Source organism: Mesorhizobium sp. WSM4935 (assembly GCF_029625735.1).
Lineage (GTDB): Bacteria > Pseudomonadota > Alphaproteobacteria > Rhizobiales > Rhizobiaceae > Mesorhizobium.
In genome coordinates this window covers 827409-841790 of sequence record NZ_JARTVR010000001.1, presented here as the reverse complement: position 1 = coordinate 841790, position 14382 = coordinate 827409, and the positions used below count along the sequence as shown (strand labels likewise).

The following is a 14382-nucleotide window of genomic DNA, read 5'->3' as shown; positions in this document are numbered from 1 at the left end:
CGCGATGCGTCAGCCGCCGAAGAGGCGACGCAGGCGCTGCCGCCGGCGATCATTCCTGCGCTTTTTGACGAATTCCCGATGCTCCTCGAACGGCACTTCGAAAAGGCCGCAATCCTGGCAGCCTTCCTTCTTCCCGCAAGCGGGAATCCAACATTTGACATCATGTGTCCAGGCGAGCGCGAGGCGCTCCAGATGAAGACTGGAAGAGCTCTTGAGAAGAATAAGTTCGCCGGGCATCGCCGTGCGCCTGAGGTGATCTGAAACCTCTCTTGGCGTGCGCAGTTCGACGAACCGGCCGCTGCCGCGATCGGCCTGGCTGGCTTTCGAACGATGGGCATGCTCCCCGACATAGATCACCTGGTCGGCAATCTCGCGCGCACTGCTATAGGCGCGCGCATATTTTGCGTTCGATCCGGCAAAGTCCGACAGCTGGCCAAGCACGATCCGCTTTCGCCCAGCCGTTGATTTTGCCACGATATCGAAGGCGAGCGACAGCGAGTGCCAAGGGGCTTTGGCAGTGTCGATGACGAAATGAGGCCCTCCATCGACGACCAGGACATGGCAGCGGTTCGCCAACGGCTCGAATGTAGCGATCCTCTCCTCCACGGTTTGCGCAGGGACGCCGAGCTCGAGCGCAGTGGCTGCCGCGGCCGCGGTCGGCAGCCAGAAATGCTCGCCCGGAAACGGTGTCTTGAGCTTCAGCGCCCCGCCTCGCCAGTGGAGTGTGAAGTGGAGCGCGCGCGGATAAGCGGCATTAATACCGGTGACGCGATAGTCGGCCGTTTCCGACTCGCCGAACGTGACGAAGCGATGCGCGGCGTCCGATGCCATGGCCAGCACATTGGGATCGTCGGCATTGAGCACCGCAAGGCCGCCGGGCTCCAGCGCCTCGACAAGAGCGCGCTTTTCGCGAGCGACGTTCTCCAATGTCTTGAAACTGGAGAGATGCTCAAGCCGCACCATGGTGACAACAGCCACGTGCGGCTTGAGCATCTGCGCCATGGGCCTGATCGTATCGATGCCGAAGGCGCCCGCCTCGAAGACGACGTAGTCGACCTCGCCGCTCTTGTTCATGCGCTTGCAGAGTGTGCTGATCAGTGACTTTATCGTGTTGGCCAAAACCCGCGTATAGACCCGGGCGTGGCCGGCGAGGATGTGTCCTAGCAGGCTCGCCGCAGTCGACTTTCCTGAGCTGCCGGTTATGCCGATGAAGGTGGCCTTGCTTCGCGCCCGTGCGCGCCTCGCCCGGTAGATCTTGAGGCGCTGCCCCAGGTCCTCGCGAATTCTTCGCAGTCTGGCATTCATAGCGCCCGCCCCACCCAGGCACCGTTATGCCTTTCGCCGCATCATCGAGTCAAACACGAGCCGCACGTCCGTTACCTAGACGCAGCGACCGCCATCGACCTCCAGCGCCACGCCGGTGATGAAGGCAGCTTCGTCCGAGGCGAGCCACAGCGCCGCGTTGGCGATGTCGAGGGGTGTCGAAAGCCGGCCGAGCGGGATCGAGGCGCGGAATCTTTCACGAATTTCAGGCGTGTCCGCGCCCATGAATTTCTCCAGCATGCCTGTCTCGCCGGCGACCGGGCACAGGCAGTTGACGCGGATGTTCTTCGGCGCGAGCTCGACCGCCATCGACTTGGTGGCGGTGATCGCCCAGCCCTTGGAGGCGTTGTACCAGGTCAGGCCCGGCCTGGGCCGAAGCCCCGCCGTCGAGGCCGTGGTCAGGATGACGCCGCCGCCCTGCCGGTCCATGATCGGAACGACGGCCAGCGCTGCGTGGTAAATCGCCTTCATGTTGACGGCGGTGATCAGGTCGAAGGTCTCCTCGTCGACGCCGAGCAGATCGCCGTTGCGATGGGTGAAACCCGCATTGTTGACCATGATGTCGATGCGGCCGAAGGCGCTCTTGGCGGCATCGATCATCTCGTCGAATTCAGAGCGCTGGGACACATCGGTCTGGGTCCAGATCGCGTTGGGACCGATCTCTTCGGCCACCCGCTCGGCGCCCTTGGCGTTAAGGTCGGCGACGACCACGCGCGCGCCCTCTTCGGCGAAGCGCCGGGCCATGCCCTCCCCGAAACCCGACGCGGCACCGGTGATGATGGCGACCTTGTTTTCCAGACGCATGGTTTTCCCGTCCATTGGATTTCCGCAGTTCTTGCTTTTCCGGCTGCCGCCCCGCAGCGATATTCTCCCTTAGCTTTCGTCACATTCGCGTTCTATGGTGCGGCCGCGAACGTTGCCGGAAGCCGTGGCTTTACCGACAGGCCTGTCGGCGGCGCAAGTGTCGGGAAACAGGTGGACCGATGCAACAGCAAGTGATTGGTCCTGCCTGTGACACCATGGCACTGGAAAATTTAAATCGATTAGAATATACCAACCACGCTGCCGGCATCCGGCATCAAATCGGACTGACCATGACCAGCCAGATCATCCCTGTCGATCCCTTCGACTTCATCATCTTCGGCGGCACCGGCGACCTGTCGGAACGCAAGCTCCTGCCTTCGCTCTATTATCGCCAGCGTGACCATCAGTTCTCCGAACCGACGCGCATCATCGGCACCTCGCGCGCCAAGATGAGCGACGCTGAATTCCAGGCTTTCGCCAAGCAGGCGATTTCGTCCCATGTCAAGCCGGCCGATATCGACCAGAAGGAACTGGAAACCTTCCTCGCCAGGCTTTCTTACATCCCGGCTGACGCCACCAGCGGAGCAGGTTTCGACAAGCTGAAGAAGGCGATCGGCGAGAGCGATTGCATCCGCGCCTTCTATCTCGCGGTGGCGCCGGCGCTGTTCGGCGATATTTCGCATCAGCTTAAGGAGCACAAGCTGATCACGCCGAACTCGCGCATCGTGCTGGAAAAGCCGATCGGCCGCGACCTGGCCTCGGCGCGCGCGCTGAACGACGCGGTGGGCGACGATTTTCACGAGGGCCAGATCTTCCGCATCGACCATTACCTCGGCAAGGAAACGGTGCAGAACCTGATGGCGCTGCGCTTTGCCAACGCGCTCTATGAGCCGCTGTGGAACTCCGCCCATATCGACCATGTGCAGATCACTGTCGCGGAGACCGTCGGCCTAGAAGACCGCGTCACCTATTACGACAAGGCGGGCGCGCTGCGAGACATGGTGCAGAACCATATGCTGCAGCTTCTTTGCCTCGTGGCCATGGAAACGCCGTCCTCGATGGACGCCGACGCCGTGCGCGACGAGAAGCTGAAGGTGCTCAGGGCGCTGAAGCGCATCAACGGCAACGAGGCGCCCAAGCACACGGTGCGCGGCCAGTATCGCGCCGGCGCCTCGGCGGGCGGCCCGGTCAAGGGCTATGTCGAGGAACTCGGCAAGGACAGCGCCACCGAAACCTTCGTCGCCATAAAGGCCGAGATCGGCAACTGGCGCTGGGCCGGCGTTCCGTTCTATCTCCGGACCGGCAAAAGGCTGGCGAGCCGGGTTTCGGAGATCGTTATCGAGTTCAAGCCGATCCCCTTTTCAATCTTCGACGAAGGCGCCGGGCCGATCTTCGCCAATCAGCTGGTGATCCGGCTGCAGCCCGACGAAGGCGTCAAGCAGTTCATCATGATCAAGGATCCGGGGCCGGGCGGCATGCGGCTGCGCCAGATCTCGCTCGACATGAGCTTCGCGCAGTCTTTCGACGGGCGCGCGCCCGATGCCTATGAGCGGCTGATCATGGATGTGGTGCGCGGCAACCAGACGCTGTTCATGCGCCGCGACGAAGTCGAGGCGGCCTGGAAATGGATCGACCCGATCCAGAATGCCTGGGAGAGCGCCAGGCAGGAGGCGCAAGGCTATACGGCCGGAACGTGGGGGCCGTCGGCCTCGATCGCTCTTATCGAACGCGACGGACGGACATGGCACGAGAGCAATTGAGCGAACTCCGCTACGGATGGAACGGCTTTGCCGACCGCCAGGACCTGGCGACAGCGCTTGCCAGTGAGATCGCAGACCGGTTGACCGGTGCCATCGCGGAACGCGGCACCGCGCTGCTCGCGGTGTCCGGCGGCACCACGCCGGCGATACTGTTCGCGGTGCTGTCGACCACGCCGATCGCCTGGGACAAGGTCACCGTGACGCTGGTCGACGAGCGTTTCGTGCCGCCGTCCTCGCCGCGGTCCAATGCCGGACTGGTGGCGGCGAACCTGCTCCAGAACAAGGCCGCGACGGCGCGCTTCGTGCCGCTCTATCATGAGGCGGCAAGCATCGAGGACGCAGCCGCGGCGGACAGCGAAGCGCTCAGATCGCTGCCCTGGCCGCTCGACGTGGTGATCCTCGGCATGGGCGGCGACGGCCATACGGCGTCGTTCTTCCCCGATGCCGGCAATCTCGAGGAATTGCTTGACCCGGCCTCGCAGCGGATCGTGCTGCCGGTGCACGCGGCAAGCGGCGGTGAGCCGCGGCTCACCCTGTCGATGACGCGCATCGTCGCTGCCGGCTTCATCGCGCTCCATATTGAAGGCGAGGACAAGCGCGCCGCGTTCAACGGCGCGACCGGTCCCGGCGCGAAGAAGCCAATCCGCAGAGTGCTCGAGGCGGCGCCGCGACCGATAGAGGTGTTCTGGGCACCCTGATTTCAGATGAGGACAGTCCGGTGGCAGAGGGAGGACGTCGCCGGGCTCGAAAGGACGGACCATGACAGCCAGACGCGATATCGAAGCCATCACGGAACGCATCCGCCACCGTTCGAAAGCCGGCCGCGAAGCCTATCTCGGCCGCATCGCGGAGGCTTCCAGCCGCACCGCCAACCGCGCCGTGCTGGGCTGCGGCAATCTCGCCCATGGCTTTGCCGTGTGCAGCCCGTCGGAAAAGATCGCGCTTGGCGGCGACCGCGTGCCGAATCTCGGCATCATCACCTCCTACAACGACATGCTGTCGGCGCATCAGCCCTTCGAGACGTTCCCGGCGCTGATCAAGGAAGCCGCGCACGAGGCCGGCGGCATCGCCCAGGTGGCCGGCGGCGTGCCGGCGATGTGCGACGGCGTCACCCAAGGGCAGCCCGGCATGGAGCTGTCGCTGTTCTCGCGCGATGTGATCGCGATGGCGGCGGCGATCGGCCTGTCGCATAACATGTTCGACGCGGCCGTCTTCCTCGGCGTGTGCGACAAGATCGTGCCCGGACTGGTGATCGCCGCACTCACCTTCGGCCATCTGCCGGCCGTCTTCATCCCCGCAGGACCGATGACATCCGGGCTCGCGAACGACGAGAAGGCCAAGGTCCGCCAGCTTTATGCCGAAGGCAAGGTCGGCCGCGCCGAACTGCTGGAAGCGGAGTCCAAGTCCTATCACGGGCCGGGCACCTGCACCTTCTACGGCACCGCCAATTCCAACCAGATGCTGATGGAGATCATGGGCCTGCATACGCCCGGCGCCTCCTTCGTCAATCCGGGCACGCCGCTGCGCGAAGCGCTGACCAGGGAAGCCGCCAAGCGCGCGCTGGCGATCACCGCGCTCGGCAATGCCTATACGCCGGTCGGGCGCATGATCGACGAGCGTTCCATCGTCAACGGCGTGGTCGGCCTGCACGCCACGGGCGGCTCGACCAATCATACGATCCACCTGATCGCCATGGCCGCCGCCGCGGGCATCGCATTGACCTGGCAGGACATTTCCGACCTGTCGGAGGCCGTGCCGTTGCTCGCGCGCGTCTATCCGAACGGGCTTGCGGACGTGAACCATTTCCATGCCGCCGGCGGGCTCGGCTTCCTGATCCGCGAGCTGCTCGACGAAGGCCTCTTGCACGAGGATGTGCAGACGGTGTGGGGCGAAGGCCTGCGGCCCTACGCGGTCGAGGCGAGGCTTGGCGAGGACGGCAGCGTGGTGCGCGAAGCGGCGCCTCTTAATAGCGGCGACGAGAAGGTGCTGGCACCGGTCAAGAAAGCGTTCCAGCCGACAGGCGGGCTGAAAGTGCTCGGCGGCAATCTCGGTCACGCCGTCATCAAGACCTCCGCCGTCAAACCGGAACGCCGCGTCATCGAGGCGCCGGCAAAGGTGTTCGACAGCCAGCAGGCGCTGAACGATGCCTTCAAGGCAGGCCAGCTTACCGGCGACTTCGTCGCGGTCATCCGCTTCCAGGGGCCGAAGGCCAACGGCATGCCGGAGCTGCACAAGCTCACCACCGTGCTCGGCATCCTGCAGGATCGCGGCCAGCGCGTCGCGCTGGTGACCGACGGGCGCATGTCGGGCGCCTCCGGCAAGGTGCCGGCGGCGATCCACGTGACGCCGGAAGCGGTCGAGGACGGGCCGATCGCCAGGATCCATGACGGCGACATCATCCGGCTCGATGCCGAGGCCGGCACGCTCGAAGTGCTGGTGCCGGGAACGGAATTCGCGCTGCGCCGCACGGCGGACGCCGACCTCATCGGCAACGAGTTCGGCTTCGGCCGAGAGCTGTTCGCCGGCTTCCGGCAGTTGGTCGGCCGCGCCGACCATGGGGCGGCGGCGTTCGGAAACGCCTGATCTCCCCCATGCTTTACAAAAAAGGGCGGCTCGGCGCCGCCCTCTTCGCCTGCAGGGCTGCCAAGGCCTACTGAACGGTTATCTCGCTCCGCTCACCGGCCTTGATCGTCACCGGGACTTCCTTCTCCTGGCCCTCAGCCGACATGTGGCGCACGACGACATAGTCGCCGGCCGGAATCGTCTGCTGCCAGCTGTCGCCATAGCTTAAGCCCAACGACTTGCGTTTGCCTTCGATGTCCTTCTTTGACGAGAACACCTCGATCGAATACGCGCCAGGTGCAGACATTGCCAGTACGCCGGCATCGAGAGCCACATTAACATTCTGGTTGTCGCCGGCCTTGATGCTGAAGGGCTGCTCGACTACGGCGAGATCGAGCTTCGTGAGCGCCACATAGTCGTCCGGCGGCAGCCAGAACTTGCTGTCCGGTCCGTAGGAGTGCTCGACGCTTTCGCGCGAGCCGTCGATCTTCTTCTTCGCCTTGACGATCTCGAAGCCGATGCCGGAATTGTCGGCCTTGTCGCCGCCTGCGGTGTAGTAGGCGTTGAGCACGGCATGGCCGACGCCGACGACGATATCTTTCTCGACAGTTTGTCCGGCGGCAAGCTGGATGGTTTCGGTCACGGTGCCGGCGCCGATCTGCACCGTGACCTTCTGCTCGCCCGCCGGCAGGGTGGCTTTGGCGTCGCCATAATGCGTGGTGCTGCCGCCCGGATAGGCGAAGTCGACGCGCGCCTCGCTGCTGATCTCCGAGCCCTGACTCGCATGCGGGTGAATGACCAGGGTGCCGGCGTTCAGCGTGAACAGCGGCCTATAAACCTGACCGGCCTCTATCTTGACCTTCTGCTCGCTCTTTGCCTCGTCGTCTCGGGCGACGATAACATAGTCGCCCGGCTCGAGGTTGGTCTTGAGCTCGCCATACTCGGTTATGACCTGGTCGCCGCGCGTGCCGTCGGCGGCGGCCTTGTAGATCTCCCAGGCATTGCTGTTATCGGAGATTTCTGGATCACCCTCGGCCATAACCACGCTCGGCATGAAATTGAATTCGGGCTTGGCGGCGGGTTCAGGCGCCGGCGCTGGGGCCGGAGCGGGCTCGGGCGCAGGAACTGGAGCCGCCACGGTCTCGGCCAGAGCTTCCTGCAGCGCCTTCTCGTCGGAGGCCTGGATGTATTTGCCGCCGGTGTTTTCGGCGAGGCAGGCGATCTGTCTGCCCTCGTCGGCGCTCAGGCCGAAGCCGACGACATCGGCTCTGAAATCGACGCCGGTTTGCTTCAGCTCCTTGCCGAGCGCGCAGGGATCGCCGCCGCAGGTCTCCAGCCCGTCAGTGATCAGCACCACGGTTGCCTTGTCCTCGGTGTATTTGAGCGCCTGGGCGGCCTGCTTGACGGCGGCGGTGAGCGGCGTCTTGCCGAGGAATTTCATGCTGTCGGCCGCTGCCGAAATGGCGCTGGCGGAGCCGGCCTGCGGCGGCACGATCAACTCGATATCGTCGCAGCTGCCCTTGGTGCGATGGCCGTAGGCCATGAAGCCGATCTCGTCATCGGCCGGCACCGACTGCAGCACCGTGCGCAGCGATTCACGCGCGATCTCCAACTTCGGCTTGCCGTCGATCTGCGCCCACATCGAGCCCGATGCGTCGAGGATGATGATGACCTTGTTGGCGGCAAAGCCGAAACTGGTCATCGACAAAAGAAGGACCGCCGCAGCGGCGCTCCGTATCAGTCCCGCCATGAAAATCTCCTGAGAGCAACCCTCGTCCGCGCTGTGAAAGCTATTTGAGGCGGGTCCTGGAAACAACCCCGGCCGCGGATGAAAGGCGGGACGCTCTAATAGGTGGTGCGGCGCTCTTCCGATGGGGGACGGCCGAACTGCAGTCGGTAGCTCTGGGCGAAATAGGAATGCGAGGTGAAACCGGTTGCGATCGCCACGTCGAGGATCGGCATATTGGTCTGGCGCAGCAGTTCGCGCGCGCGTTCGAGCCTCAGCCGCATATAATAGCGGCCGGGCGTCACGCTGAGGTGACGCAGGAACAGGCGCTCGACCTGGCGCACCGACAGGCCCGCCGACTTGGCGAGCTGCACGGCCGACAGCGGCTCGTCGAGATGATCGGCCATCAATTCGACGATACGCCTCAGCTTCTCCGACTTGCCGGTGAGATCGCGCTCCGGTCCGACGCGCTGGCGGTCTCCTGCCGAGCGGATGCGCTCGTGCTGGAACTGGTTGGCGACGCCGTTGGCGAGGTTGGAGCCGAAATCGCCACGCACGATCTCCAGCATCAGGTCGATCGAGGTGGTGCCGCCGGCGCAGGTGTAGCGTTTGCGGTCGATCTCGAAGACATTGCCGGTGCAGTTGATGTCGGGAAAACGCTCCATGAAGCCGGCGCGGTTCTCCCAATGGATGGTGCAGCGGTAGCCGTCGAGCTGCCCGGCCTCGGCCAGAAGATAGGAGCCGACCGACAATGCGCCCAGCGCATTGCCGCGCCGGCCCCAGCTGCGCAGCGCCGCCAGCACCTTGCTCTTGCCGGGAAATTCCGTGGTAAGGCCGACCGAGACGAACAGGATGTCGACGGGCGGCATGTCGGCGACCGAATAGTCTATCTTCAATGGCAGACCGTTGGAGGCCATGACCGCGTCGCCATCGGCCGAAATCGTCGTCCAGCCGTAGAAGTCGCGGCCGAGCAGGCGGTTGGCCGAGCGGAAGCAGTCGATGGCCGCCGCCAGCGAGAACATCGAGAATTTGTCGACGAGCAGGAAGCCGAACTGGCGGCCGCCCTGAACGGGATCGTTCGTGATCGGCCGCTCGACGGAGGCAGTCAGGTTCGGCAATGCCAGGGCTTTCTCAAATCAGAAGGACGGCCGCTTCAACCCGGCCGCGAGGTAGGCGGAAGCTACAGTGTTCGCCATCAGCATGGCAATGGTCATCGGCCCGACACCGCCGGGCACCGGGGTGATGGCACCCGCGACCTTGGCCGCCTCCGCATAGGCGACGTCGCCGACCAGCCGGCTCTTGCCCTCGCCCTTCTCAGGCGCCGGGATGCGGTTGATGCCGACATCGATCACGGTCGCGCCGGGCTTCACCCAATCGCCCTTGACCATTTCCGGTCGGCCGACGGCGGCGACCAGGATGTCGGCAGTGCGGGCAAGCGCCGGCAGGTCCCTGGTGCGGCTGTGGGCAATGGTCACCGTGCAGTTGGCGGCGAGCAAGAGATTGGCCATCGGCTTACCGACGATGTTGGAGCGGCCGACGACGACGGCGTTGAGGCCGGACAGGTCCTTGCCGCGCACCCGTTCGATCAAAAGCATGGAGCCCGCCGGCGTGCAGGGCACAAAGGCCGTTTCGAGCTCGCCGGTGCCAAGCTTGCCGACATTGATGAAGTGGAAGCCGTCGACATCCTTCTCCGGTGCGATCGTCTGGATCACTTTGCCGGCGTCGATATGGCCGGGAAGCGGCAGTTGCACGAGGATGCCGTGGATCGATTTGTCGGCGTTGAGATCGCCGATGATCTTCAGTAACTGTTCCTCGGTGGTGTCGGCCGGCAGCGTATGCTGGAGCGAATGGAAGCCGCATTCCTTGGCGGTGCGCGATTTCGAGGCGACATAGACCTGGCTTGCCGGGTCTTCGCCGACGATCACCACGGCAAGGCCGGGCTTGGTGGCTCCCTTGGCCGACAGCTCCGCGGTCAGAGCCTTGACCTTCGAAACCACATCCTCGGCGACACTCTTCCCATCAATCACTTCGGCCATCACCAACCCTCAGCTTCGCTACGAGGCCGATGCCTGGCCTCATTCCTCGATCGGCATGTCGATCCACCAGAGCGAGACGCTTGCGGCCGAAATGCAGCGCGGCATTTTCACGAAAATTCGACAAGGCAATCCCGTCAAAGCGTCGTCGGATGCCGTAAACCCGAAACCGGCCGCTTTTATCGGACCGCGAGCCGTTTAGAAATATGGGCGGTTTAGAAATAACGGCGGCGCGCACGGCTCTCGGTCAGCTCGCGCACCGCCTCACGGAATTCGCGCAGGCTGGCGCGGATCTCGTCGATCTCGCCCTGCTGGTCGGCGGTTGGCCGGCCGGCCTCGCCGCCGGCCGGCGACTGCAGATCGTGGGAGGCAGGCGATACCGAATAATGATCCTCATAGGGATCGGTCGGGCCATGATCCGGCCGGTAAGAATAGGAATAGCCCTGCTCGTAAGGCGGCCGGACATTCTCCCGCGCCGATGGTTGAGCTCCAGGATAGCGCTCTTCCAATGTAGGCGCGCGCCAGACGTTCTCGGGCGGGACAGAGTCCAGATCCACCGTGTCGGCCGGCTCGCGGCGCACGAAATAACGAACCGCCGAGGCCAGCGAGCCGAAGAGCCCCGGACGGCCTGCGTCATTGGCCGGCACCGGCGGCGTGACGGATTGCGCCGGGCCCGGCGCCGCCTCCGCGACCGGCGTACGAGCCGCAGGTGAGGCAGGCGGCGGCGCAAAAGACGCCGCTGTAGGCGGTGTGAATGACGGAGCCGGAGGCGGTGGCGCGAAGGACGAGGTCGGCGCCGGAGCGGCAGGCGCGACCGTCGGCGGCGTAACGACCGGCGGCGCCGGAGGCGGAGCGGCCCGATTGGAATTGCTTTCCACCCTGGAACGTTCATCGGCCCTGTGCCGCGAACGGCTATCGGCCGTCTCGCGCAAGCTTGCATAGGCGCCGCGAAGTCCGCCGAGGCCGATGCCGGCGAACAGGCCGGCAAACAGGCCCGCCAAGGCCGTCACCGCACGCGACGGCCCCTTGGCCTGCAGCGGCGCATAGGCCTCCGAAATGACGCTGATATTGGCGGTGTTGATGTCCTTCTGCTCGCCGGTTTCCTTGGCGCGCAGCAGGAACTGCTCATAGACGGAACGCTTGGCGGCCGCCTCGCGCTCCAGCTCGCGCAGCGAGACCAGATCGTTGTTGACGTCGCCGCTCTGCACCTTGGCCTGCGCCAGGCGCGAGGACAGGTCTTGCTCGAGCTGGACGGAGCGCTTCAGGTCGACCTGCAGCGAGGACGCGATACGCTGCAGCTCGGCGCCGATCCGCTCGCGCGCGCCGACGAGCTGGGCGTTGAGCGCCTCGATCTCTGGATGACGCGGCCCGAGCTTGACCTGGGCACGGTCGGCTTCTTGCTTCAACGCCGCATATTGCGAGCGCAGCTCGCTCATCATGTTGGAGTTTATCTCTTCCGGCAACGTGCCGCTGAGCACCGAATTGACGTTCAGCGAGCGGGCCGAGGCGGCGCGCGCATTGAGCTCGAGCGTGCGGGCGCGGGCGACAGAAAGCTGCTCGTTGAGCTTCAGCATCTGGTCGTCGCTGATCAGGTGGCCCTGCGCGTCGACAAGGTCGTGCGTCGCCCTGAAATCCTCGACGGCGCGCTCGGCCGTCTCGACACCCTTGCGCAGTTCGTCGAGCCTAGCGGTGAGCTCGTCATTGGCGCGGCCCGCCGTGCTCGACTGGATCTCGCTGGAGATCTGCTTGAACGCCTTGACCATGGTGTTGGCGATCAGGGCGGATTTCTCGGCGTTCTGCGTGGTGGCGCTGACCGAGACCACGAAGGTCTTGCCGCCGCGCTCGACATCCAGGCTTTCATACAGGTTGCTCACCGCCAGCGCGCGCTTGCGCGCTTCGTCAGCGGCGCCCGCATCCTGCCGTGACAGGATCGAGCGCAGCATCGACATCAGGCCAAAGCCGCCCTTGCCCTGGCCGTTGAACTCGGGATCGTTGGTGAGATTGAGATCGCTGACGACCTTGTTGAGAACGGTACCCGAAGTCAGGATGCGAACCTGGTTCTCGACGATGGCCAGCGTCGCATCCGAGGCGACCACGTTCTGCGTCAGGTCGCGGTCGGTGAGCTTGAGATCGCGCGGGTCGACGATGACGTCGGTGGTGGCCTCATACTTCTTCGGCGTCGACAAGGCGATGGCGACACCGAGCGCGGCGCCAAGGATGGTCGTCGACAGGATCAGCGCCTTGGATCGCGTGATGCCGTGCACGACCTGCATCGGATCGATCAGCGGTTTCCATTCCTCGGTATCGTCGCCGGCTGGCGACCGGCGCGTATGAGGTTCGGCAGCGGCTTGCGGCTGATGGCTCTCCAATGGAGCTTCATAGAGCGGCCCGGATGAATCGGACCGATTTCTTCCTTGCCGGTCATATTCGGTGTCGACCGGCCCCGATTCCGCTTGCACCTGATCCCGGTCAAATTCGCCGGTTTCGGCAGGCCGTGCATTCAATTTCGCTTCGCGCTCGGAACGCGCGGCGCGATGGCGCGCGGCGGCGTCCTCGCGCCAGGAGGAATTAGCCCGGTCGCCGATCGAAACTGTGTTGTCGTCGCCGCGCATGGCTTGGCCGAGCGCGAGCAGAGAACGCTCGCGCCTCCAGTCATCACGGTTATCCCTGTCGACCATTGTCCTGGAACTACTCTCTGGCGGCTTGGGCGCGGCGGATCGGCCAATCGTTAAGCCACGCTAAACAGGCATAGGAAACAAACGGTTAATTTTGCGCCGCGGCGGGTGGAGTTTTTCACCTAGTTCAGGGCATTTCATCGCCACCGCGCCGTCGCCAGAACGCCGCGTTAAACTTTCCAGCCTATCTATCGCCCCGGATATGACCCAGGCCAGCGACATGCCGCAAACGCGGAGCTTCGCGCGGATCGGCCACTTCGTGGCCACCCGCCGGAAACTGGTATTCGACTATCTCTCGGCCATCAGCGGCGCCGGCGGTCGTCTGGTCTTTTCGCTCGCCTATTTCGTCGCCTTGGCCAACACGCTTTCGATCGCCGAGTTTGGCATGTTCGCGACCGCCTCGGCCGCCGGCATCATGCTGTCGCGCGTCCTGGCCTTCGGCTTCATCTCGGCGCTTTACCGCACCGCCACGATCCGTCCCAACCTGATCGGCACCTTCACTGCCGGTTTCCTGCTTCTCAGCGTGTTGTCGCTGCCGTTCCTCGCTAGCGCTTCCTACATCGTCTACCTGATCTTCTTTGCCGGCACCGTGCCGCTGTCGTCCTTCGCCGCGGTCGTCTTCGCCGAGGCGCTTCTGTGGCGGCCGGTCGAAGTGGCGCTGATCGTCAACAACGGGCTCGGCAAGTTCGGGCGCGCGGCCGTGCTCGCGATCCTGGCGACGGCGCTCAGGGCAGTCGGCGCGATCCTGTTCATGCTCGCCGCGCGGCACACGATCGGCGTCTGGTCGCTGTTCTATATCGGCGCCAATGCCGCCTCGCTGATCGTCGCCTTCGTTTTCTTCTATCCGCGCCAGCGGTTGAGGTTGCGCAGAGAGCTCTATTTCCGGCGGCTCGCCGATTCCATCTATGTTGCCGGGTCCGAGGTGCTGTTCTACCTGCAGATGGAGTTCGACAAGCTTCTGGTGCTGTCGATCGGCGGATCGCATCTCGCCGGCATCTATGCGATCATCATGCGGCTGGTCGATCTGACCGCGATCCCGATCCGCACCTTCTCGATGATGCTGGTGCAGCGCATGATGCGTGCGCCGGAGCTTCTGTCGCGGCTGGCGGTCAAGAGCGGCATCGAAGGCGGCGTGTTCCTGGTTTCGACGCTGGCGCTGATGGCGCTCGGCATCGTGCTGCATTTCTTCCCTAACGCGCTCGGCAAGAATGTCGCAGAGGCGGCACCGCTGGTGGCGCTCGCGGTCTGCGTGCCAGGATTGCGCAACCTCGTCGAATATCAGGCCGAGCTTCTCTTCGCGCGCGGCCAGACGGCGGTCAGGGCAATCAATCTTGGCCTGCTTGCCGGATTGAAAGCGGTTCTGCTCACCTATGTGCTAACGACGATCCCTGACACGGCCAATCTGGTGCTGTCGCTCAACATCGTCTTCCTGCTGCTCTATCTCGCCTCGATGCTTTTGACCTATTCGGCCATGCGCCGGCCGGCAAAAGCCATCTGAG

General features: G+C 64.4%; 10 protein-coding genes. 4 read left to right on the top strand and 6 right to left on the bottom strand.

Annotated features, from left to right (window positions below):
• Window positions 1-9: 9 nt before the first annotated feature.
• Together P9273_RS04095 and P9273_RS04090 are read right to left on the bottom strand one after the other, a co-directional pair.
• Entirely contained in the window at window positions 10-1305 is a 1296-nt protein-coding gene (locus tag P9273_RS04095; RefSeq protein ID WP_278047735.1) for a Mur ligase family protein, read from the bottom strand.
• 75 nt (window positions 1306-1380) lie between these two features.
• On the bottom strand, window positions 1381-2127 hold the full coding sequence (locus P9273_RS04090) for an SDR family oxidoreductase (protein WP_278047799.1): 747 nt from the start codon (window positions 2125-2127) through the stop codon (window positions 1381-1383).
• A gap of 290 nt (window positions 2128-2417) precedes the next feature.
• Here P9273_RS04090 and zwf point away from each other — a divergent pair, with 290 nt between their 5' ends.
• From zwf to edd, 3 genes are all read left to right on the top strand, one after another.
• On the top strand, window positions 2418-3887 hold the full coding sequence (gene zwf, locus P9273_RS04085; protein WP_278047734.1) for a glucose-6-phosphate dehydrogenase: 1470 nt from the start codon (window positions 2418-2420) through the stop codon (window positions 3885-3887).
• Window positions 3869-4585 carry a 6-phosphogluconolactonase gene (gene pgl / locus P9273_RS04080; protein WP_278047733.1) on the top strand — a complete coding sequence of 239 codons (717 nt, stop codon included), beginning with the start codon at window positions 3869-3871 and terminating at the stop codon, window positions 4583-4585. Before zwf ends, pgl begins: the two co-directional genes overlap by 19 nt.
• Window positions 4586-4646: 61 nt before the next feature.
• The gene (edd, locus tag P9273_RS04075; protein ID WP_278047732.1) at window positions 4647-6470 is read left to right on the top strand and encodes a phosphogluconate dehydratase; all 1824 of its coding nucleotides are present in this window, start codon (window positions 4647-4649) and stop codon (window positions 6468-6470) included.
• A 67-nt stretch (window positions 6471-6537) separates the two neighbouring features.
• On the opposite strand, the gene P9273_RS04070 is transcribed toward edd, so the two are convergent.
• From P9273_RS04070 to P9273_RS04055, 4 genes are all read right to left on the bottom strand, one after another.
• Window positions 6538-8199: a vWA domain-containing protein gene (locus P9273_RS04070; RefSeq protein ID WP_278047731.1), complete on the bottom strand. Its 1662-nt coding sequence runs from the start codon at window positions 8197-8199 to the stop codon at window positions 6538-6540.
• A 95-nt stretch (window positions 8200-8294) separates the two neighbouring features.
• Complete coding sequence (locus P9273_RS04065; protein ID WP_201413496.1) at window positions 8295-9293, bottom strand: GlxA family transcriptional regulator; 999 nt, start codon at window positions 9291-9293, stop codon at window positions 8295-8297.
• Window positions 9294-9311: 18 nt separating this feature from the next.
• The gene (gene folD, locus P9273_RS04060) at window positions 9312-10211 is read right to left on the bottom strand and encodes a bifunctional methylenetetrahydrofolate dehydrogenase/methenyltetrahydrofolate cyclohydrolase FolD (RefSeq protein ID WP_041003220.1); all 900 of its coding nucleotides are present in this window, start codon (window positions 10209-10211) and stop codon (window positions 9312-9314) included.
• Between the two features lie 212 nt (window positions 10212-10423).
• On the bottom strand, window positions 10424-12886 hold the full coding sequence (locus P9273_RS04055; protein WP_278047730.1) for a GumC family protein: 2463 nt from the start codon (window positions 12884-12886) through the stop codon (window positions 10424-10426).
• A 199-nt stretch (window positions 12887-13085) separates the two neighbouring features.
• Between P9273_RS04055 and P9273_RS04050 the strand changes: the two genes are divergently transcribed.
• Window positions 13086-14381 (top strand): lipopolysaccharide biosynthesis protein, encoded by a 1296-nt coding sequence (locus P9273_RS04050; RefSeq protein ID WP_278047729.1) that lies wholly within the window; start codon window positions 13086-13088, stop codon window positions 14379-14381.
• The last annotated feature ends 1 nt before the right edge of the window (window position 14382 follow it).

Bases quoted from the DNA above. Each gene is read 5' to 3' on its own strand.
- P9273_RS04095 (WP_278047735.1), bottom strand. From the start codon at position 1,305: ATGAATGCCAGACTGCGAAGAATTCGCGAGGACCTGGGGCAGCGCCTC.
- P9273_RS04090 (WP_278047799.1), bottom strand. From the start codon at position 2,127: ATGCGTCTGGAAAACAAGGTCGCCATCATCACCGGTGCCGCGTCGGGT.
- zwf (WP_278047734.1), top strand. From the start codon at position 2,418: ATGACCAGCCAGATCATCCCTGTCGATCCCTTCGACTTCATCATCTTC.
- pgl (WP_278047733.1), top strand. From the start codon at position 3,869: ATGGCACGAGAGCAATTGAGCGAACTCCGCTACGGATGGAACGGCTTT.
- edd (WP_278047732.1), top strand. From the start codon at position 4,647: ATGACAGCCAGACGCGATATCGAAGCCATCACGGAACGCATCCGCCAC.
- P9273_RS04070 (WP_278047731.1), bottom strand. From the start codon at position 8,199: ATGGCGGGACTGATACGGAGCGCCGCTGCGGCGGTCCTTCTTTTGTCG.
- folD (WP_041003220.1), bottom strand. From the start codon at position 10,211: ATGGCCGAAGTGATTGATGGGAAGAGTGTCGCCGAGGATGTGGTTTCG.
- P9273_RS04055 (WP_278047730.1), bottom strand. From the start codon at position 12,886: ATGGTCGACAGGGATAACCGTGATGACTGGAGGCGCGAGCGTTCTCTG.
- P9273_RS04050 (WP_278047729.1), top strand. From the start codon at position 13,086: ATGACCCAGGCCAGCGACATGCCGCAAACGCGGAGCTTCGCGCGGATC.